General features: G+C 65.1%; 18 protein-coding genes. 9 read left to right on the plus strand and 9 right to left on the minus strand.

The features are described 5' to 3' along the window. Complete coding sequence (locus B5X69_RS14290) at window positions 1–321, plus strand: TehB family protein (RefSeq protein WP_079639382.1); 321 nt, start codon at window positions 1–3, stop codon at window positions 319–321. A 98-nt stretch (window positions 322–419) separates the two neighbouring features. Beyond that, entirely contained in the window at window positions 420–1,844 is a 1,425-nt protein-coding gene (locus tag B5X69_RS14295) for a WS/DGAT/MGAT family O-acyltransferase (protein ID WP_079639383.1), read from the plus strand. A gap of 39 nt (window positions 1,845–1,883) precedes the next feature. On the opposite strand, the gene rbfA is transcribed toward B5X69_RS14295, so the two are convergent. The 5 genes from rbfA to rimP are packed head-to-tail and all read right to left on the minus strand — an operon-like array spanning window position 1,884 to window position 7,838. Next, complete coding sequence (gene rbfA / locus B5X69_RS14300) at window positions 1,884–2,291, minus strand: 30S ribosome-binding factor RbfA (protein ID WP_079639384.1); 408 nt, start codon at window positions 2,289–2,291, stop codon at window positions 1,884–1,886. A 51-nt stretch (window positions 2,292–2,342) separates the two neighbouring features. Next, on the minus strand, window positions 2,343–4,880 hold the full coding sequence (gene infB, locus B5X69_RS14305; protein WP_079639385.1) for a translation initiation factor IF-2: 2,538 nt from the start codon (window positions 4,878–4,880) through the stop codon (window positions 2,343–2,345). A gap of 9 nt (window positions 4,881–4,889) precedes the next feature. Further along, on the minus strand, window positions 4,890–5,657 hold the full coding sequence (locus B5X69_RS14310; protein WP_079639386.1) for a DUF448 domain-containing protein: 768 nt from the start codon (window positions 5,655–5,657) through the stop codon (window positions 4,890–4,892). Then, entirely contained in the window at window positions 5,638–7,293 is a 1,656-nt protein-coding gene (nusA, locus tag B5X69_RS14315) for a transcription termination factor NusA (protein ID WP_079639387.1), read from the minus strand. The genes B5X69_RS14310 and nusA overlap by 20 nt, the downstream gene beginning before the upstream one ends. After that, window positions 7,293–7,838, minus strand: coding sequence for a ribosome maturation protein RimP (gene rimP, locus B5X69_RS14320; RefSeq protein ID WP_079639405.1), 546 nt, complete (start codon window positions 7,836–7,838; stop codon window positions 7,293–7,295). The genes nusA and rimP overlap by 1 nt, the downstream gene beginning before the upstream one ends. A 288-nt stretch (window positions 7,839–8,126) precedes the next feature. Here rimP and B5X69_RS14325 point away from each other — a divergent pair, with 288 nt between their 5' ends. From B5X69_RS14325 to B5X69_RS14335, 3 genes are all read left to right on the plus strand, one after another. Continuing rightward, on the plus strand, window positions 8,127–8,921 hold the full coding sequence (locus tag B5X69_RS14325) for an ABC transporter ATP-binding protein (RefSeq protein ID WP_079639388.1): 795 nt from the start codon (window positions 8,127–8,129) through the stop codon (window positions 8,919–8,921). A 141-nt stretch (window positions 8,922–9,062) separates the two neighbouring features. After that, window positions 9,063–10,199 carry a cell wall hydrolase gene (locus B5X69_RS14330; protein WP_079639389.1) on the plus strand — a complete coding sequence of 379 codons (1,137 nt, stop codon included), beginning with the start codon at window positions 9,063–9,065 and terminating at the stop codon, window positions 10,197–10,199. Between the two features lie 44 nt (window positions 10,200–10,243). After that, complete coding sequence (locus tag B5X69_RS14335) at window positions 10,244–10,630, plus strand: VOC family protein (protein WP_079639390.1); 387 nt, start codon at window positions 10,244–10,246, stop codon at window positions 10,628–10,630. A 36-nt stretch (window positions 10,631–10,666) separates the two neighbouring features. On the opposite strand, the gene B5X69_RS14340 is transcribed toward B5X69_RS14335, so the two are convergent. The 3 genes from B5X69_RS14340 to B5X69_RS14350 form a co-directional block, all read right to left on the minus strand. Then, complete coding sequence (locus tag B5X69_RS14340; protein WP_217699127.1) at window positions 10,667–12,379, minus strand: helicase HerA domain-containing protein; 1,713 nt, start codon at window positions 12,377–12,379, stop codon at window positions 10,667–10,669. Between the two features lie 78 nt (window positions 12,380–12,457). Further along, complete coding sequence (locus B5X69_RS14345) at window positions 12,458–13,231, minus strand: TIGR02186 family protein (protein WP_139375802.1); 774 nt, start codon at window positions 13,229–13,231, stop codon at window positions 12,458–12,460. Further along, window positions 13,228–14,136, minus strand: a complete 909-nt coding sequence (locus tag B5X69_RS14350) for a sulfite exporter TauE/SafE family protein (RefSeq protein ID WP_079639391.1) — start codon at window positions 14,134–14,136, stop codon at window positions 13,228–13,230. The genes B5X69_RS14345 and B5X69_RS14350 overlap by 4 nt, the downstream gene beginning before the upstream one ends. A 284-nt stretch (window positions 14,137–14,420) precedes the next feature. On the opposite strand from B5X69_RS14350, the gene nhaA reads away from it, so the two are divergent. Beyond that, the gene (nhaA, locus tag B5X69_RS14355; protein ID WP_245798753.1) at window positions 14,421–15,707 is read left to right on the plus strand and encodes a Na+/H+ antiporter NhaA; all 1,287 of its coding nucleotides are present in this window, start codon (window positions 14,421–14,423) and stop codon (window positions 15,705–15,707) included. Next, a complete protein-coding gene (locus tag B5X69_RS14360; protein ID WP_079639393.1) occupies window positions 15,707–17,281 on the plus strand; it encodes a hypothetical protein in 1,575 nt (524 codons plus the stop codon). The genes nhaA and B5X69_RS14360 overlap by 1 nt, the downstream gene beginning before the upstream one ends. Before the next feature lie 18 nt (window positions 17,282–17,299). On the opposite strand, the gene B5X69_RS14365 is transcribed toward B5X69_RS14360, so the two are convergent. Next, the gene (locus B5X69_RS14365) at window positions 17,300–19,039 is read right to left on the minus strand and encodes an N-acyl-D-amino-acid deacylase family protein (protein ID WP_079639394.1); all 1,740 of its coding nucleotides are present in this window, start codon (window positions 19,037–19,039) and stop codon (window positions 17,300–17,302) included. A gap of 125 nt (window positions 19,040–19,164) precedes the next feature. Here B5X69_RS14365 and B5X69_RS14370 point away from each other — a divergent pair, with 125 nt between their 5' ends. Together B5X69_RS14370 and B5X69_RS14375 are read left to right on the plus strand one after the other, a co-directional pair. Continuing rightward, window positions 19,165–19,911, plus strand: a complete 747-nt coding sequence (locus B5X69_RS14370; protein WP_079639395.1) for a class I SAM-dependent methyltransferase — start codon at window positions 19,165–19,167, stop codon at window positions 19,909–19,911. 4 nt (window positions 19,912–19,915) lie between these two features. Further along, entirely contained in the window at window positions 19,916–20,230 is a 315-nt protein-coding gene (locus tag B5X69_RS14375) for an alkylphosphonate utilization protein (protein WP_079639396.1), read from the plus strand. Window positions 20,231–20,320 lie beyond the last annotated feature (90 nt).

Here is a 20,320-nt window from a genome sequence, read left to right on the forward strand (position 1 = left end):
ATGAGCGCGCCAATCGCCGACCGCGGGCCCGCTCTTCCCGCGGGGGCGCGTGCCTACCGGAGGATCGGTCCCTTTGGTGCAGACGATATCCCCGCCGGCCTGCTCCGCCGTCACGATCTGAAAGAAGGGGCATGGGGGCTGCTCACGGTCCTTGCAGGCTCGATCCGCTTCCGCTGGGACGATGAAGAGGGCGGCTCGCGCGTGCTCAAGGCCGGCGATACTGTGCTCATCCCGCCTTGCGTCCCGCATCATCTCGAACGCGAGGGAGCGGTGACAATCGAGATAGACTTTTGCGCACACAGCGCGCCCGAGGCCGCCTGACCTTCAGCCCGTCGCTCCTTTGGCTCCTGCCCTTGCTTGACACACCGCTGCCCGCTGTCATGCTGCGCGCATGATACGCTGAAGGGAGTGGACCGCCGATGCGGCTGATGCCGGTGAGCGACGCGATGTTCCTGTGGGGGGAAAGCCGCGAAATGCCGATGCACATCGGTGGCATCAATCTCTACACCCTCCCCGACGATGTCGATGAGACCGAATGGCTGAACGAACAGCTCGCCTTGCTCCGCCAGCCGGGAGGGCTGCGGCGCCCGTTCAGCGAAGCCCTGAAATTGACGCCGCTTGGGCAATATGGTCCGATCCGGCTCGAGCCCGACCGCGACATCGACATGCACTACCATGTCCGCGCCGCGGCGTTGCCGAAACCGGGGCGCTACCGCGAGATGTTCGAACTCGCATCGCGCCTTCATTCCGGGCTCCTTGACCGCACCCGGCCCTTGTGGGAGATCACGCTGATCTCGGGTTTGCCAAACCGTCAGATCGCAACCTTCAAGAAAATCCACCACGCGCTGATGGACGGCGCCGCGAGCATCCATTTCTACAATTCGATGCTCTCGACCGATCGCGCCGAACGGCGCGCCTGCTCGCCGCTCTCGGTTGAAGCCTATGAGGCTTATAAGCGTAGCTTCCCGACGCCGAAGCCGAAGCCGCTGCTTGCGAACCTCACCGACATCAGGGCGATCGGCGACTTCCTGAAGGAACAATGGGGCAACAGCGTCGGCGTGACGAAGGCGCTCAACCAATATGCCGCCGCGATGTTCGGTCTTGGCGGGGATGGTCTTGCCACCCCCTTTACGGGCGTGCCGCGGACCAGTTTCAACCGCAACATCACCGGCGCGCGCCGCTTTGTTGCGCAAAGCTGGTCGCTCGAGCGCGTCCGGGCGGTCGGCAAAGCCTATGACGGGACGATCAACGACGCGGTGCTTGGCATGTGCGCAGGCGCGATGCGCAAATATCTCCAATCGCTGAACGAGCTGCCCGACAAGCCCTTGAAGGCGATGGCGCCGGTGTCGATCCGTCCCAGGGATGATGTCGATTCGGGAAATTCGGTCGCCTCGGTCACCGCCAATCTCGCAACCCATATCGATGACCCTGCCGAGCGGATGGCGGCCATCCAGGCGTCGATGAACGCTGCAAAGGCGCAGTTGCGCGCGATGACCGCGCAGCAGATCCGGATTTACACCGCGATCACCAGCGTTCCGCAGATGCTGACCGCGCTGACCCGCACCGCCGACAGATTCCCGGCCTATTCGGCCACCATCTCCAACGTGCCCGGTCCGCGCGAGCAGATGTACTGGAACGGCGCAAGGCTCGACGGCATGTATCCCGCGAGTATCCCCGTTGACGGGATGGCGATGAACATCACCCAGGTTTCCAACAACAAGAATATCGACTTTGGCATCACTGCCTGCCGCCGCAGCGTCCCGCATGCGCAGCGGATGATCGATTATCTCGAAGACGCTCTCGTCGAACTGGAGGAAGCGGCGGGGATCAAGGGCGCAAAATAGCCGCCACCCCGACCTCAACCCATTAAGTCAAGGTCGCCGTCAGGCGTCCTTTTCCTCTAAAGGCCCCAGATCGCGCGCCACCTTCGGATCGCGCAGCAACGTCTCGATATGGCTCGCTTCGTCGAAGCTCTCATCGGGCAGGAACTTGAGCTTTGCTGCATATTTCATGCGGATGCGGTGGGCGACCTCGCGCTGGAGATAGGCCGTATTGGTCCTCAGCGCCTTGATCACCGCCTCTTCGTCACGGCCGAGCAGCGGTTTTACGAAAACGGTCGCATGCCGCAGGTCGGGCGACATGCGGACCTCGGTCACGCTGACGGGGTGCGTTGCGAGCACATCGTCGTGAACGTCGCCGCGCTGGAGGATTTCGCTCAGCACGTGGCGCACCTGCTCGCCCACGCGCAGCACGCGGACCGAGGGGCCGGACTGGGTCTCATTATGACGCATCGATCAATTCCTCCTGCCCCCCGCGCCAGCGGAGGTGCAGGGATGGTCCACTTACAGCGTGCGTTCGCGTTCCTCGACCTCGAACACTTCGAGGTGATCGCCGGGCTTGATGTCGTTGGTATCCGCGAGCACGACGCCGCACTCGAGGCCCGCGCGCACTTCAGCGACGTCGTCCTTGAAGCGGCGGAGCGACGCGATCGTTGTCGCCGAAACGATGACATCGTCGCGTGTAAGGCGCGCATGGAGCCCCTTGCGGATCGAGCCTTCGAGCACGAGCAGACCCGCGGCCTTGTCGCGCTTGCCCGCCGGGAAGACTTCCTTGACCTCGGCGCGGCCGACGACGGTTTCGACGCGTTCGGGGCCGAGTTCGCCCGCCATCTCCTTCGCCACCTCTTCGGTCAGATGATAGATGACGTCATAATAGAGGAAACGCACTTTCTCACGGTTCGCGATCTCGCGCGCCTTGGCGTTCGGGCGGACGTTGAATCCGATGATCGGCGCCTTGGTCGACGCAGCGAGCGTCACGTCGCTCTCGGTGATCGCGCCAGCACCCGAATGGAGCACGCGAACGCGGATCTCGTCGGTCGACAGCTTGTTGAGCGCGTTGACGATCGCCTCCACGCTGCCCTGCACGTCGGCCTTGATGACCACCGGATACTCGATGACATTGGCTTTGTCGGCGAGTGCGGAGAACATGCCCTCGAGGCTGACCGGCGCCTGCGCCGTCCGCTTCTTCAGCGCCTGCTCCTGACGATAGGCAGCGACCTCGCGGGCGCGCGCCTCATTCTCGACGACGGTCAACGTATCGCCCGCCATCGGTACACCGCCGAGGCCAAGGACCTCGACCGGCATCGAGGGGCCTGCCTGCTTGATCTGCTTACCATGATCGTCGACCAGCGCGCGAACGCGGCCGCTCTCCGCGCCACAGACGAAGATGTCGCCGACCTTCAGCGTGCCGCGCCGGATCAGGATGGTCGCCACCGGTCCGCGCCCCTTGTCGAGCTTCGCCTCGACCACCGTGCCTTCGGCAGCACGGTCGGGGTTCGCCTTCAGCTCCATGATCTCGGCCTGCAGCGCGATCGCATCGAGCAACTTGTCGAGGCCGGTTTTCTTCAGCGCCGACACTTCGACATTCTGGACATCACCGCCCATTTCCTCGACGATCACCTCATGCTCGAGGAGTCGCTCGCGCACGCGCTGCGGGTTCGCTCCCTCCTTGTCGACCTTGTTGATCGCGACGACGATCGGAACGCCGGCCGCCTTGGCGTGATTGATCGCCTCGATCGACTGCGGCTTCAGCCCGTCATCGGCGGCGACCACCAGGATGACGATGTCGGTAACATTGGCACCGCGCGCGCGCATCTCGGTAAAGGCTTCGTGACCCGGCGTGTCGAGGAAGGTGACGAGCGATCCGTCGGGCGTCTTCACCTGATAGGCACCGATATGCTGGGTGATGCCGCCGGCTTCGCCCGCCTGGACGTTCGCGCCGCGCAGCGCGTCGAGCAGGCTGGTCTTGCCGTGGTCGACGTGACCCATGATCGTGACCACCGGCGCGCGCGGCTTCAGCGCTGCCGGATCGTCGACATCCTTATCGTGGCGGATGTCGACATCGGCTTCGCTCACGCGTTTGATCTCGTGCCCGAACTCGGTGACGAGCAGCTCTGCTGTATCCTGGTCGATCGTCTGGTTGACGGTGACCGGCATGCCCATCTTGAACAGCGCCTTCACAAGATCCGCGCCCTTTTCGGCCATGCGGTTCGCAAGTTCCTGAACGGTGATCGTGTCGGGCACGACGACTTCACGGACCTGCTTTTCGCGCGGGCCCGAGGAGGTGATATGCGAACGCCGTTCCTTCTCGCGCGCCCGCTTCAGGGCCGCAAGGCTGCGGGCGCGGGCGCCTTCATCCTCGTTGAGCGCTCGGGCGACCGTCAGCTTGCCCGACTGGCGACGATTGTCCGCACCGCGGTTGGCCTTGGGTTCGGGACGTTTGGGTTCGGGGCGCTTGGGCGCCTCGACCGGTGTGAAACGGCGGGGCGCAGGGGCTGCGGTCGCCGCGGCACGCGGCGCCGCCGCCGGGCGCGGGGCCTCAGCTGCAGGGGCTTCTGCCGCCTCGGGTTCGCTGGCAGCCGGCGCCGCCGCCGGTTCGGGCTCGGCTGGCTTGGCTACGGCCTGTTGCTCACGCTCCGCTGCGCGCCGCTTTTCTTCTTCGGCGGCGCGAGCGCGCGCAGCCTCTTCGCGCCGGCGCGTTTCCTCAAGCGCCGCCATGCGGGCCTCTTCGGCCTCACGCAGCAGCTGCGCCTGACGCTCCTGCCGCGTCATCAGGCTGTCCGATTCGCTCGCGCGCGGCGGGGCAGGCTTCGGAGCGGGAGCAGGCTGGGGCTTCGGCGCGGGCGCGGCCTGGGGCTCTTCGGCCTCGGGCGCGGGGGCAGCTTCGCCCGGACGGCCGATCACGCGGCGGCGCTTCACCTCGACCACCACCGTGTTGCGGCGCCCGTGGCTGAACTGCTGCTGCACCTGTCCGGCCTCGACCGTCCGCTTCAGCCCCAGCGGCTTGCGGGTAAGGGTCGGCTTGTCCTGTTCGTCACTCATCGAAAACCATCATTCCTTCAAAAACGCGTCCGAAGCCCCGGAATCCGTAGACACAGCCTCGTCTCCCGCTACGCGGGAATCCTCCGACGAAACGCGGTTGGCCGCGTCCCTACTCCATCCGGTAAAAAACTGCCAGCGGCTCAAATGCGCCAGCACCCGGTCAGCGGCGCGGGCGTCGATAATCGCCAGATGCACCGCATTTTCACGCCCCAGTGCCATAGATAGGGCGTTTCGGTCTACCGGCAAGACCATCCCTTCGCGGCCCGAGCCTTCGTCATTCTCCCCGACGCGCCAGGCCTGCGCCAGTTTTTTGCGCCCATCCTCGCCTGCATCGCTCGCATGAAGAAGCAGGCGAACCTGCCCGCGCCGCGCTGCCTGCTCGATCTTGTCATTGCCGCTGATGAGCGTGCCGGCGCGCGATTCGAGGCCCAGCCGGTCGAGCGTCGCACGCGCCAGCTGCCCGGCAATCCGCTCGCCAAGGTCATCGGGAATGAGGATGTCGCCGCTGTGCAGCGCGCGGGCAAGCCCGCCCTTGAGCTTGCCCTTGGACTGTGCCGCTTCGAGCTCGGTGCGGGTCACGCCGATCCACGCGCCGCGACCCGGCGCCTTGGCATGCACGTCGGGCGCGATACATCCGTCGGGCCCGAGCGCGAGGCGCACGAGCCTTTGTGCCGGCGCCACCTCGCCAGTCACCACGCAGCGCCGCTCGGGCACATGGCTGCCGCGCCCCTTTGCGCGGTCGGTTTCGGTCAGCTGATCATTGCGCGGGGTCCGCATCGGCGGCCTCCCCGTTCTGCGGCTCCGCCGCGGCCGCTTCGGCAGGCGCGGCCGCCTCGGGTTCGTCCTCGAACCAGTGCGCACGCGCCGCCATGATGATCTCGTTGCCCTGCTCTTCGGTCAGGCCATATTCGCCCAGAACGCCGCCCTTGTCCTCGGGACGCTCGCCGCGGTCGCGCGAAGGGCCGCGGCGATTGTCCTGCCGCTTCTTGGCAATGAGTTCGTCGGTCGCAAGATCAGCAAGATCGTCGAGCGTCTTGATCCCCCCCTTGCCGAGCGTGACCAGCATCGCCTCGGTGAGATGCGGAAGCTCTGCAAGCGCGTCTTCGACGCCGAGTTCGCGGCGTTCAGCGCGCGCGGCTTCCTCGCGGCGATCGAGCGCCTCGGTCGCACGGCTCTGTAGCTCCTGCGCCAATTCCTCGTCAAAGCCTTCGATGCCCGCGAGTTCGTCGAGCGGCACGTAGGCGACTTCCTCAAGCTCGCCGAAGCCTTCAGCAACGAGCAGCTGCGCGAGCGTTTCGTCGACGTCGAGCTCTTCCTGGAACATCGTCGAGCGTTCGACGAATTCGCGCTGGCGCTTCTCGCTCGCGTCCGCCTCGGTCATGATGTCGATCTGGCTGCCAGTGAGCTGGCTTGCAAGACGGACATTCTGCCCGCGGCGACCGATGGCGAGGCTCAGCTGATCGTCAGGAACCACGACCTCGATGCGCCCGTCATCCTCGTCGATGACGACGCGCTGCACTGTCGCAGGCTGAAGCGCGTTGACGACAAAGGTTGCCGTGTCTTCCGACCAGGGGATGATGTCGATCTTTTCGCCCTGCATTTCCTGGACGACCGCCTGGACGCGGCTGCCCTTCATGCCGACGCAGGCACCCACAGGATCGATGCTGCCGTCATAGCTGATGACGCCGATCTTCGCCCGCGAACCTGGATCGCGGGCAGCCGCCTTGATCTCGATGATCCCGTCATAGATTTCGGGGACTTCCTGCGCGAAGAGCTTCTTCATGAAGTCGGGGTGCGCGCGGCTGAGGAAAATCTGCGGCCCGCGGGTCTCGCTGCGCACCGACAGGATCAGCGCGCGAACGCGGTCGCCGACGCGCATCAGTTCGCGCGGAATCTGCTGGTCGCGGCGGATCACGCCTTCGGCGCGGCCCAGATTGACGACGATGTGGCCAAACTCGACCGACTTCACGACGCCGGTGATGATCTCACCCGCGCGATCCTTGAATTCCTGATACTGGCGCTCGCGGTCGGCCTCGCGGACCTTCTGGAAAATGACCTGCTTCGCCGACTGCGCGTCGATGCGGCCAAGGTCGACCGCGGGCAGCGGGTCGACGATGAAGTCGCCGATCCTGGCGTCCTTCTGCAGCTTCTGGGCCGCAGCAAGGTCGACCTGCTTGAAATAATCGTCGACCTGCTCGACGACCTCGACGACGCGCCACAAGCGCAGGTCCCCCGTCTGCGGGTCGAGCTTGGCACGAATGTCGTTCTCGGCGCCGTAACGCGCACGCGCCGCGCGCTGGATCGCTTCCTCGATCGCCTCGATGACGATCGCCTTGTCGATCATCTTCTCGCTGGCGACCGCATTGGCGATCGCGAGCAGCTCGGCCTTGTTGGCGGAAATGGCTGTGGCCATCAGTCCTGTCCTTCTTCTTCCATTTCGTCAGCGCCCTCGGTCGAGAGCGGGACGGTTGCGGCAATTAATTTGTCGGTGAGCACGAGCTTTGCGGTATCGATCGCGTCGAACGGCAGCTTATGCTCAACCTCTTCCTTGTCCAAAATCGTCACGACATCGCCGTCGATCCCGATCAGCGTGCCGTTGAAGCGCTGGCGCCCGTCCAGCTTCTCCTTGAGCGCCACCTTTGCCTCATGCCCCGCCCAGTCGGCGAAGTCGGCGCGGCGCGTCAAAGGCCGGTCAATACCGGGGGACGAGACTTCAAGCCGGTAAGCGCCGTCGACCGGGTCCTTTCCGGCTTCTTCGAGCGCGTCGAGCCGATCCGAGATGCGGCGCGACAATTCGGCGCAATCGTCGATCGTCAGCTGGCGCGTGTCGGGCCGCTCGGCCATCACCTGCAGCGTGGGGTCGCTCTCGCCACCGAAAAATGCGACGCGCACCAGCGCCAGGCCCATCGCCTCGGCTTCGGGTGCGACGATCGCATTGAGGGCGGCGAAATCGACCAAATCCATCTTTCCTATCGCATGACCGGAAAAGCATGTGGGTATAGCCGCCGCGGCCCGCGGCCCCGACGTCCCAACTGGCTAACCATGTCAAGAAGTGCGCTGCATATAGGCGTGTTGCGGGGTCTCGGCAAGGGGGAAACGGCCTGCCCTTCGGCTGCGACCGCCCGATATTTTCCACGGCTGCCCGGGAGGGAGAATCGGCAGCGTCCCCGCCCTTCACGACGGAAAAGGCGCCGCCGTCATGATATTCCTTGCCCTTTTGCGCCGGACCATGCTCAACGCGCCGCAATGGCCGACGAACCTCCCCTCCTCGCCCTCGCCAGCGTCCGCGTCATGGCAGACGAAGCGTGCATCCTCGACCTTTCCGCGCTCACCGTCGGCGCGGGCGAGAGCGCCGCGATCCTTGGCGCCAACGGTTCGGGCAAATCGACGCTCGTCAAGCTGATCACGCGCCAACTCTACCCCGTCTGGGGCGCTGAGCTACGCATCTTCGGGCAGGACAGCTGGAACGTGTTCGAGCTGCGCAAACTGCTCGGCATCATTTCCTCGACCGAGCAACTCGATTTCGACGCCGAACCGCCGCTCGAGGTCCTCGATTGCGTGGTCTCAGGCTTTTTCGCCTCGCGCGGGCTGTGGAAGCATCAGCATTATACGCGGGAAATGATCGACGCCTCGCGCGCCGCGCTCGAGCAGGTCGGCGCAGGTCATCTGATCGGGCGCAGCATGGCGAGCCTGTCAACCGGCGAAGCGCGCCGTGTGCTGATCGCCCGCGCGCTTGCACACCGGCCGCGCGCGCTGCTGCTCGACGAACCCTGCGCCGGGCTCGACCCCGCGGCGCGGCACCACTTCCTCAACATGTTGCGCGAAATCGCGCGGGGCGGGACGACGATGCTGCTCATCACCCACCACATCGAGGAGATTTTGCCCGAGATCGACCGCATTGTGATGCTGCGCGATGGCCGCCTCCTCCACGACGGGGCGAAGGCGGACCTCCTGACCAGCGAGAGGCTCACCGACCTTTTCGGCCTCCCGGTCACGGTGACGCCGCGCGGCGACTGGTATCACGCCGACATAAGAGCCTGATCGCGCGCCGCGCGCCTGTCCCGCCGCGAGACATTTTGCCCGCCGCGCAACTTTTTGTTCGTATCTCCCAGCATATGAGGGGCAGCGTGCATCCCCTCGCGAATCGGTCGCGCGGGGCAGCACGGGATTTCCGACGCACGCATGAAACCCGAATTGCATCTTAGACCGGGCAGAGCTTGGGTCGATCCGCTGGCTGAGCCGCTGGCGGGTCCAGGGCGCAATTTCTGGGCAGGATTGATTGCGGCCGTAATTGTCGCATCGCTTGCGATGGCTGTGGGGAGCGGTCAGCTTCGCGCCTACACCCCGCGTCTTGGTCCTTACAGCGCCAGCGTGGCGCTGGACTTCAAACCCTATGACCCCGAGCGCTGGGCGATCATGAATGCAGGCAGCTATGCCGATGCGCTCAAGATCGACCCGACGCTCCCTGATCCGGCGAGTATCGGATACGCCGACGCGACCGGCCAGCTCCCCCTCGATCCCGCATCGCTGCGCGAGGAAGCATTTGTCGGCCCTCCCGCCAGATCCTATGCATTTCGCGGCGCCACGGCCCTTGATCGCGAACGCGCGCATTACTGCCTGACCGCCGCCATTTATTATGAGGCGGCGTCCGAAAGCGACGATGGAATGCGCGGGGTCGCGCAGGTGGTCCTCAACCGCGTTCGTCACCCAAGCTTTCCAAACACCGTCTGCGGCGTCGTCTTCCAGGGATCGCAGCGACCGGGCGTCTGCCAGTTTACCTTCGCCTGCGACGGCGCCATGGCGCGCGCCCCGAACCGCGCCGGCTGGCTGCGCGCAAGCCGCGTTGCCTCAGCGGCGCTCGGCGGCATGGTCTTTCCCGGCGTCGGGCTCGCGACCCATTATCATACCCAGGCGATCTGGCCGCGCTGGGGCAAGAGCCTCATCATGACAAATATCGTCGGCGCGCATATCTTCCACCGCTGGCGCGGCCGCTGGGGGATGCCCGACGCGTTTCGCGCGCCCTATCTCGGCCGCGAACCGGCGCCCGGCCCCTATCTGCCGGTTGCCGAGCAGCTCGCCGCGCGCGCACAAGGTACGGTCCCGGCCGACATGCCTCCCGAAGCTCGCGCCGCATCGCTTCCCGACGTGGCGGCGGCCCCGATGCCTGGCACGCTTGCACAGCAAGGGCGCGACATCGGCACGCCAGTCGCGGCGGTCCCGCAGCCCGCCTCGCCGCCGCCGGCCTACACCGACGCGCGGCTCAACCAGTCGGGCCAGGTCCGCGACGAGTTCAAGGGGAGCGGGGAGTGGATTCGCTGAGGCAATCCTCCTAACCTTCGCGCCCGATCATGAGGAGGCGTTCGATGGGACATGTAAAAGGTATCGGCGGACTTTTCTTCCGCTCGCGGGATCCCGCGACGCTCAAGGCCTGGTATCAGCAGCGACTCGGCGTCGGCGGGGGCTGCAGCGCAGACGACAGCGCGCCGCCCAACGAATGGGTCTGGAACGTCACCGCCGGCCCGCTCGTCTTCGAGCCCTTCAAGGCCGAAAGTGACTATTTCCCCTCCGACCGCCAGTACATGATCAATCTGCGCGTGGACGACCTCGACGCAGTGCTCGCGCCGTTTCGCGCCGCGGGTGAGGAGATCATCACCAAGAAGGAGTGGGACGACCCCGCCATCGGCCGCTTTGCGCGCGTCCACGATCCCGAGGGAAACCCGATCGAGCTATGGGAACCGCCCGCGATCTGACGTCCGTTCGCACCGCACCGAGAGAGAAAGCTTGCGCTACCGCCCCTGACTGCGCCAGCGCCTGACCACGCGGTCGAGGATTTCAACTTCGCCGCCCGTCTCACGCCACAATTCGGAGAAGAGCGGGTCGCTCGACGCGGGGCGCTTGTCCTCTTCGAGCGTGTCGAGATAGACGCGGATCGGGATCGAGACGCCCTCGCCGCACACGATACATTCGCGGTTGCGCAGCGCCGGGATCGAATCGATGAAGCCGCGCGCGCCCTCGGGCATCGCAGCCTTGACGAAATGCTGGTCGCGTTCGTTGTTGAGGCGCATCGAGATGATCGTGCCGCACTGCGACAGCACACCCTCGGCAAGGTCTGATGGTCGCTGCGTGATCAGACCGAGCGAAACACCGTATTTACGGCCCTCCTTGGCGATCCGCTCCAGAATCTTGCGCACCGCCTGCCCTTGGCCGACGTCCTTGGCCGGGATGTAGCGGTGCGCCTCTTCGCAGACGAGCAGAATCGGCCGCTGCGGCTCGCCCCGCGACCATATCGCATAGTCGAAGGTGAGGCGCGACAGCACCGCCACGACAACGCTGGTAATGTCCGAAGGCACCCCCGACACGTCGATGATCGAGATCGGCCGCCCGTCCGACGGCAGGCGGAATATCTTGCCGATGAACGCCGCCATCGTGTCGGCGACGAGCATGCCCGAAAACATGAAATTATAGCGCGGATCGGCGCGCATTTCCTCGATCTTTCCCTTGATCCGCATGAAAGGCGCACTCGATGTCGCCTTGTCGAGCTTGCCCATCTCGTTCTGCAGGATGTTGAGCAGATCGGAGAGGAGATAGGGAATGGGGGAGTCGACCGTGAGTTTGGTCATGCCTTCGGCCAGGCGGTTTTTCTGCCGCGCCTGCAGCAGGCATTTGGCAAGAACGTCGCAATCGCCCTGCCGTTCACGCCCCTCGCTGGTGACAAAGACTTCGCAATGCTCCTCGAAATTCATCAGCCAGTAGGGCATGGCGAGATTATCGACGTCGAAAAGCGCACCCGTCCCCTTGAAAGCCGCTGAATATTCGCCGTGCGGGTCGATCATCACGATATGACCCTGCGGCGCGAGTTCGCAGATCCGGTGGAGAATCAGCGCCGCGCTCGTCGACTTGCCGGTACCCGTCGATCCGAGCAGCGCGAAATGCTTGCCGAGCATGGCATCGACATAGAGCGATCCCCGGATATCCCGCGTCGGATAGACGGTCCCGATCTCGACATGCGCGCGCTCATCGGCGGCGTAGATTTGCTTGAGGTCGGCGCTCGTCGCCGCATAAACCTCGCTGCCCGGCACCGGATAGCGGGTGACGCCGCGGCGGAAATTGTGGATGCGCCCCGTCAGCTTCTCCTCGTCGCCCTCGCCAAGGAAATCGACCGAGGCGATGATCACCCCCCTCTCGCTCTTATGGAGGTGCTGGTCGCGAATGCTGGCGAGAAGCCACACGTTGCCGACACGTACCTTGACCTGCGCGCCGACCTGGCCCGCCATCGCCACCGCAGGATCGCCCGATCCCGTGAGCCGCTCAAGCGCGGCTGCGTCGAGAATGATGCGCGAGGCCGAGCCCGCAATCTCGATCACTTCGCCGATCAGCAGCTCATCGCGGTGATGCGCGGTTACCGCAGCGAGGGGCGCGGCGGTTCCGCCGCCCGCAAGGCGCACTGTCTGAGCAGCTGTCTGATCGCTCGCGCTGAACGCGCCATTCTGCATATCCATATGGTGCCCCGCCTGTCGTCCGTTCCAGGAGTCGAATATCGCACCGGTTGGTAAAGAAAGCGCTTATACTGCTAAGGATCAGCGCCGCCGGAAAATCGCCGAAGCGCCATAGCCGAAGGTCAGCGACAGGAGCACCGCCGACAGACCGTAGAGAAAGCCGTGGCGCTGCGCCGCGAGCGCGACAAAGCGCTCGAATCCGGCCTTGCGAATCTCGACGTCCCGCGAGGCGACCGCTATGACGCGGCCCTTGCTGATCAAATAGGTTTCCGCGCGGTAATTACCCACCGGAACGCGCGCCGGCACCGGAATCCGCGCGCGATAGAGCACGCCTTCCCGGATCTCCACCGCGCTCGGGTCCTCGTAAAAGAGACCAAGCCGCCGGTAGAGGTCGATCAACCCATTTTCGAACCGTTCAAGCTTTTTCGCTTGCGAAAAACCCGTCGGCGACATCGACAGGTTGCGGAGCCCCAGCTCGAAGATCGCGGCGGTCCGCTCGTCGACCAGCTCGTCGATCGGCCGCGACGAACCGATCGCGTAGAAACCGGGCGAGGTGCGTAGGCGAATACTGCTGGCATTCACCCAGATACCGGCAACACGCTGCTTTTCCCGCAGGACAATCGGTCGCACCGGTCCCTTCAGCACCACGACGATGTCGGCGCGGTCATCGGGAAGGCGCTGACCAGGATAGAGGATCGCGCCGAACAGGAGGAGTTCCTCCCCGGTGAAGCTGTACTGGATGTCGATCGCGCGATTCGAAACATCGGGGACCAGCCGGGGGTCGGCCGCCTGCGCGGCCCCGAGGGGAAGCAGCGTCGCGGCCAGCCACAGCAGCAAGGCGTACGCGCGGATCATTGCACGGTGTAGATTTCTTCGGGGCGGATGAAGAGGTCGACCCCCATGCGCAGTGCAACAAGGAGCACGATCCCTGCGAGCAGCAGCCGCAGATATTCTGGTCGCACCGACTGGGCGAAGCGCGCGCCCACCTGCGCTCCGATAACACTCCCGAGCAGCAAGAGGCCCGCAAGCACGATATCGACCGCACCTGTTGTCATGGAATGCACCATTGTCGTGGCAATCGTCACGAACAGGATCTGGAACAGCGATGTGCCGACAACCACCTGCGTCCCCATGCCCAGCAGGTAGACCATCGCGGGAACCATGATGAAACCGCCGCCGACACCGAGCAGCATGGTGAGCACGCCGACCCCCATGCCGAGCAGCAGCGGCGCGAGCGGCGAGATATAAAGACCCGAGCGATAGAAACGCCAACGCAGCGGCAGATTTGCGACCATCGGGTGATGGCGGCGCTTGCGGGGGGGCGGGGGCATCCCGGCCCTCATCGCGCGCAGCGACGCCCACGCCTCGCGCCCCATGATCGTGCCGACCGATCCCAAAAGCACGACATAAAGTATCGAAATGACGGTATCGATCTGACCCCAGGCAGTGAGTAGCTCGAAGAGCCCCGCGCCGACCAGCGATCCGATCAGCCCGCCGGCGACCAGCACTGTCCCCATGCGCAGATCGACGCCGTCCCGCTCCAGATAGGCCAGGGTTCCTGACACGCTGGCGCCTGTCACCTGCGTCGCGGCCGACGCCGCAGCGACCGTGGGAGGTATGCCATAGAAGATCAGCAGCGGCGTGGTCAGAAAGCCTCCGCCCACACCGAACATGCCCGACAGAAGGCCGACCCCGCCCCCGAGGAGGATGATGACCAGCGCGTTGACCGACAGGTTGGCGACAGGAAGATAGAGATCCAAGGACAGGCCCCGAAGCGTGAGACGGGCGCCCGGACGGCGCCGATTCCGAAAAACCCTAGACGATTTTTCCGGGCCGGGGAATCGGCTGTGTCGCGCGGCGGTTCCACCAAGCGGGCCTGCGTTGCAGGGGGACGGGCGGCGACGGCATCGGCCCCACCCAGGCGGCGGCTCCCGGTCGGCCCGAGGGTCGAGCCGGCCGCAGCAGCCGTCGCTCGAAGGTGACGAACGGCGAAATGCGCGCTACTAAACCTCAAAAAACACGGTCTTTGACAGGATATCGCTACGTGGCTCCCCGCTCCGCCCCCCGCTCCGCCCTGCGCGACTTCCTCGAAAGCGAGAGCGCCGGAGGAATATTGCTGATCCTGGCGGCGGTGCTGGCGATGATCGTTGCCAACGCCTCCAGCGGCACGGCTTATCATGACACGATCCATGCGGTGACCGGCCCCACGCTGACCGAGAAACTCGGCCCGATGACAGTGCATCTGTGGATCAACGACGGGTTGATGGCGATCTTCTTTCTGCTCGTTGGCCTCGAAATCAAACGCGAGTTCGTCGATGGCCGGCTCGCCAGCTGGGACCGGCGGCGGCTGCCGATAATCGCGGCAGCAGCAGGGATGGCGGTCCCGGCGTTCCTCTACACCCTTGTTGCGGGGCGCGAGCCGGGGCTCGCGCAAGGCTGGGCGATCCCGGCTGCGACCGACATTGCCTTTGCGATCGGCGTTCTCGCCCTGCTCGGCAAGCGCGCGCCGACATCGCTGAAGCTCTTCCTCGTCACCGTCGCAATCGTTGATGACATGGGGGCGGTTGCGATCATTGCTCTTTTCTACACCGCTAAGATCGACCTCGCCGCGCTCGCCGCGGCCGCGGTGCTGCTCGGCATCATGTTCGCACTCAATCGCGCGGGCGTGAAGCGCTTGAGCCTCTATCTGCTGATGTTTGTGCTGCTCTGGTATGCGATGCTCTTGTCAGGAGTCCATGCAACGATCGCCGGGGTGCTTGCGGCGATGGCAATCCCCTTCGAGGGTACCCCGGGCGCACCCGACAGCGCGACCTCCCCGCTGCACCGGCTCGAGCATGCGCTTCACCCCTGGGTCGCTTTCGCCATCGTGCCGCTATTCGGGTTTGCCAACGCCGGGGTCGACCTGGGCGAGCTCACCTCGGACGAGGCTTTCGCTCCGCTCCCCCTCGGCATTGCCGCGGGACTGTTTCTGGGCAAGCAGATCGGCATTTTCGGCAGTGTCTGGCTGTCGGTCCGCTTCGGCATTGCCGGACGCCTGCGCGGCGCGACCTGGCTTCAGGTCTATGGCGTTGCGCTGCTATGCGGAATTGGCTTTACGATGAGCCTTTTCATCGGAGGCCTCGCTTTCCCGGGCAATGCCTTGCTGATAGAAGAAGCGAAAATCGGAATATTGATGGGATCGCTCGTCGCGGCCTTTGCAGGATATGCGGTTCTCCGCTTTGCCCCGCCGCACCCCGGTCATGCCGCGATCGAGGCCGACAGCGCGGCCGAGATCGACACCGACGGCGATGTCCGCGACACGTCGGAAACAAAAGGAGCCGTGCCGGTCTGATGCGCAACCCCGTCATCCTCTTGCTGCTCATCTCAAGCGCAGCCCTGTCGGGCTGCTACGCGCTCGATCCCGAGATGAAGCGCGTCGTTGCCGAGCGAAAGGCAGGGGAGAAGGGCGTTCCGTCTCCCCGCCCGTCCGCTCCTGCCATGCCTGCCCAGAAGGAAGGCGCGCCCGCAGAGGCGGGGGCCGGGCTGCCCGCCATCGACGTGAGCCGAATGGAGATTCTGCCCGGCGTGACCGACCTGCCGGCGCCGAACGCGCCCGCCGCGCCCACGGCCGCTGGCACTCCAGATGCGAGCGCATGGCCGGCACCCACCGCCCCTGCGGACCCCACAGCGGCCATCTATGCGGCGCAGGCGGTCGACGCGATCGCTTCCGCCTATGTGCTCCTGACCCTCGAAATCGGTACCCACGAGCGGGGATACATCGACGCCTATTATGGCCCGCCGAGCCTGCTTGAGGCCGCGACCAAGGCGCCGCGCGACAAGCCGGCCCTGCTTGCGGCCGCGCGGCAGCTGATGGCCAAGCTCGACGCCGCCACGCCCGATCTTTCCGATCCCATCGAACGGCGCCGGGCCGCTTTCCTTCGCGCCCAGCTTCGCGCCGCCGAGACGCGCCTGATGATGATGGAGGGGACGCGCTTTCCCTTTCTCGAGGAAGCCGAACGCCTGTTTGGCGTGCGCCCCGAGCTGAAGCCGCTTACGAGCTTTGATGCGCAGCTTGCCGCGGTCGAGGCGCTTGTTCCGGGAGAAGGCTCGCTCGCCGCGCGGGTGGAGGCCTTTCTCGACCGCTTCACCATCCCGAAGGACAAGCTGAAGCCGGTGTTCGGCGCCGCGATCGCACGCTGCCGCGGCCGCACCGCCGCGCATGTCACGATGCCCGAGCAAGAGAGCTTCGATCTGCAGTTCGTGACCGGCAAGAGCTGGAGCGGTTACAATTATTACCAGGGGGGCTACCATAGCATCATCCAGATCAATACCGACCTTCCGATCCGCCTCTCGCGCGCGCTCGACCTCGGGTGCCACGAGGGCTATCCCGGACATCACCTTCTCAACATGAAGCTTGAGGAGCAGATGGTGAAGGCGCGCGGCTGGACCGAGTTCAGCGTCTATCCGCTCTATAGCCCGCAAAGCCTGATCGCCGAGGGCAGTGCCAATTACGGCATCGACCTCGCTTTTCCCGACAATACGCGGCCTGATACCGAGCGCGACGTGCTGATGCCCCTCGCGGGCATCGCCCCGCCGGGCGATGATCGCTACTGGAAGCTCAACGATGCGCTGAAGGCGCTGCAGGGCGCGCGCCTCACCATAGCACAGCAATATCTCGACGGCGTGATCGACCGGCCAACCGCCGTCGCGCTGACCCAGAAATATCTCCTCGTCTCGCCGAAGCACGCCGAACAGTCGGTTGCCTTTACCGACCAGTATCGCAGCTATGTGATCAACTACGGGATCGGCGAGGAGATGGTCCGCGCCTTTATCGAGCGCGGCGGTCCCGACCGCGACGAAAGCTGGCGGCGGATGACGCTGATTCTGAGCGAGCCGACGCTGCCGGCAGATCTTCTCGCGCCATAAACGCTGCGCGGCGGCGGATCACTCCGCCGCCATCGCCATTTCGACGCGCTGCGGGCCGCGGATCACGCCGCCCGGCGTGGGTCCCTGCATTTCGCCGTTCCGGAAAGTGACCACGCCCGACTTGATCGTCGCGACATAGCCCTCGGCCTTTTGCAGCAACCGCTTGCCGCCCGCGGGCAAGTCGAAGGCGAGCCAGGGTTTGCCGAGTTTCAGCCTCTCCATGTCGATCACATTGAGGTCGGCAAGATAACCCGGTGCGAGCAGACCGCGGTCGTCGAGCCCGTAAAGAAGCGCCGTATCACGGCACTGGCGCTTGATTGCATGTTCGAGCGCAATCCGATGGCCATTCCGGTCGCGCACCCAGTGCTGCAGCATGAAGGTCGGCGAAGCTGCGTCGCAGATCGTGCCGCAATGCGCGCCGCCGTCGGACAGGCTGTTCACCGTGTCGTCCGCCGCCTGCAGGGCCTCGAGAAAATTGAGGTTGCCGTCGCGGTAGTTGAGGATGGGAAAGTAGATGAAGCCCTTGCCCTCGTCCTTCATCAGAAGCTCATAAGCATATTCGGCGGGCGTCACGCCCGCCGCAGCCGCCCGCGCCGCGATGCTCTCATCCATCCGTGGCTCGTAGTCGAAGTCGGGGTCCATCTCGAAATGGACCGGCCAGCCTTCGGCGACGAACTTCAGGAAGTCGATAATATCGCTCTCGGGATAGACGTTGGACTCCTGTGTCATGCGCGCGCGGAAGGCGGGGTCCTTGAGATGCGCAAGCTGCTCATCCCAAGGCAGCCCCTCGATCTCGTTCCACGCGGGCTTGAAGCGGAAGGGATGAACGGTGCCCTGCCAGGCCATGATCACCCCGTTGCCGCGCAGCGCGATCTGCGCGACGATATTCGCGCCGGTCGCGTTCTGGCGTCGCATTTCCTCGATCTGCTCTTCAAGCGGCAGCTCCTTGGCGATCGACTGGAGCGCAGCGAAAGTCACAGGGAGGCCGGTCTCGCGGCTAAGATCTCCCATCCACTGAAACTCGTTCCACTCACGCTTCAGATCGCTCGCCATTTCGAACACGCCATAGCCGACGCGTCCCATTGCACGGCCGATCGCGATCAGTTCCTCCGCGGTGGCGGTGGTCCCGGGGACGAGTTCGCCATCGACCGACTTGTGAAGCACGGTCCGGCTCGTCGAGAACCCCAAGGCGCCCGCGCGCACGCCTTCCTCGACAATGCGCGACATCTCCGCAATGTCTTCTTCGGTCGGGATCGCGCCGGGCTTTTCGCGGTCGCCGAGCACATAGGCGCGTACCGCGCCGTGCGGAACATGGCATGCCACGTCGATGGTGCGCGGAAGCCGCTCGAGCGCGTCCAGATATTCGGGAAATGTCTCCCAATCCCAGCGCATTCCCTCCGCAAGCGCGGTACCGGGGATGTCCTCGACCCCTTCCATCAGCGAAATCAGCCACTCATGGCGGTCGGGCCTTGCCGGCGCGAAGCCGACCCCGCAATTGCCCATCACGGCGGTCGTGACCCCGTGCCAGCTCGACGGCGCCATTTCAGCATCCCAGGTCGCCTGCCCATCATAATGGGTGTGGACGTCGACAAAGCCCGGCGCAACGATCCTGCCGCCTGCGTCGATCTCTTCGCGGCCAGCGCCTAGATTGGCGCCCACGGCGGCAATTCGGTCACCCTCGATCGCGACATCGGCAACAAAGGGCGCGGCGCCCGTGCCATCGACGACCGTCCCGCCGCGAATTACCAGATCGTACATCCCGACTCTCCCGATTTTTTGGTTTCAGGACGAAACCTATCATCAAATTCCGGATGTGCAAATAATCGCGCCCGCGCCGCGGCAAGTCGCTATGGTGGCGCGCCAGGTCATTGGGAGTCGCCCTCATGTTCCGTTCGCTTGCCTTCGCCCTCCTTCTTCAGACGGCCGTCCCGCTCGCCGCAACGCCTGCCGCCGCCCCCGACTACAGCGCCGCGATCACCGACCCCGCGCGCCCTGCTGCCGACCGCGAGCGCGACGTACGGCGCAAGCCTGCCGAACTGCTCGCTTTTGCCGAGGTGGCTCCGGGTGAGGCGGTCGGTGATTTCGTCATGGGAGGCGGCTATGTTACCCGCCTTCTCGCCGCCGCGGTCGGTCCCGATGGCCGCGTCTATGCTTTTCAGCCGGCAGAGTTCATCGCCTTCCGGAAGCAATATGGCGACGATCAGGCCGCGGTCGACGCGGCCTATGCGAATGTCGACGCGGTCAGCGGCCCCTTCGCGGCGCCGCCCTTCCCGGTATCGCTCGACACGATCATCACCGTGCAGAATTTCCACGACTTATATCTTGAGCCCTTTCCCGAAGACACGGGCGACAAGGCAAGCGCCGCCCTGTTCGCGGCCTTGAAGCCCGGGGGGACGCTGATTGTCGTCGACCACAGCGCCGCCGCCGGCAGCGGCACCACCCTCTCCGACAGGCTCCACCGCATCGAGAAGCCAGCGGTGGTCGCGGCCCTGACAAAGGCCGGCTTCACGCTCGAGGCGGAAAGCGACCTCTATACGCAGCCCGAGGATCCGCGTACGGCCAATGTGTTCGACCCTTCCATTCGCGGCAAGACCGACCAGTTCGCGCTCCGCTTCCGCAAACCCGAGTGAGACAATGACCGACGACGAGGATTATGTTTATGATGAGGCGAGCGGCGACTGGCTGCCCGCGAGCGAAGCCCGCGCCCGCGCCGAAGCGGCGGCGGCGGCGGCGGGCCCAGAAGTTCGCGATGCGGTGGGCAATCTCCTCGCCGACGGCGACTCGGTCGTGCTGGTGAAAGATCTCCACGTGAAGGGCGCGGGACAGACGCTGAAGGTTGGCACCGTGATCAAATCGATCCGGCTGACCGGGGACGAACAGGAAATCGACTGCCGCCACGAAGGCATCAAGGGACTTGTGCTGCGCGCCGAATTTGTCCGCAAACGCTAGACTCGTTTTCACTTAGATTGACGCGTACCCGGAGTTTCTGAGGTAGTTGGCGCATTCGCTGGGCGAGAAGGCGTCGAGCAGGGTTCCGAT

It is taken from the genome of Sphingopyxis flava, assembly GCF_900168005.1.
In the GTDB taxonomy this organism is placed as follows: domain Bacteria; phylum Pseudomonadota; class Alphaproteobacteria; order Sphingomonadales; family Sphingomonadaceae; genus Sphingopyxis; species Sphingopyxis flava.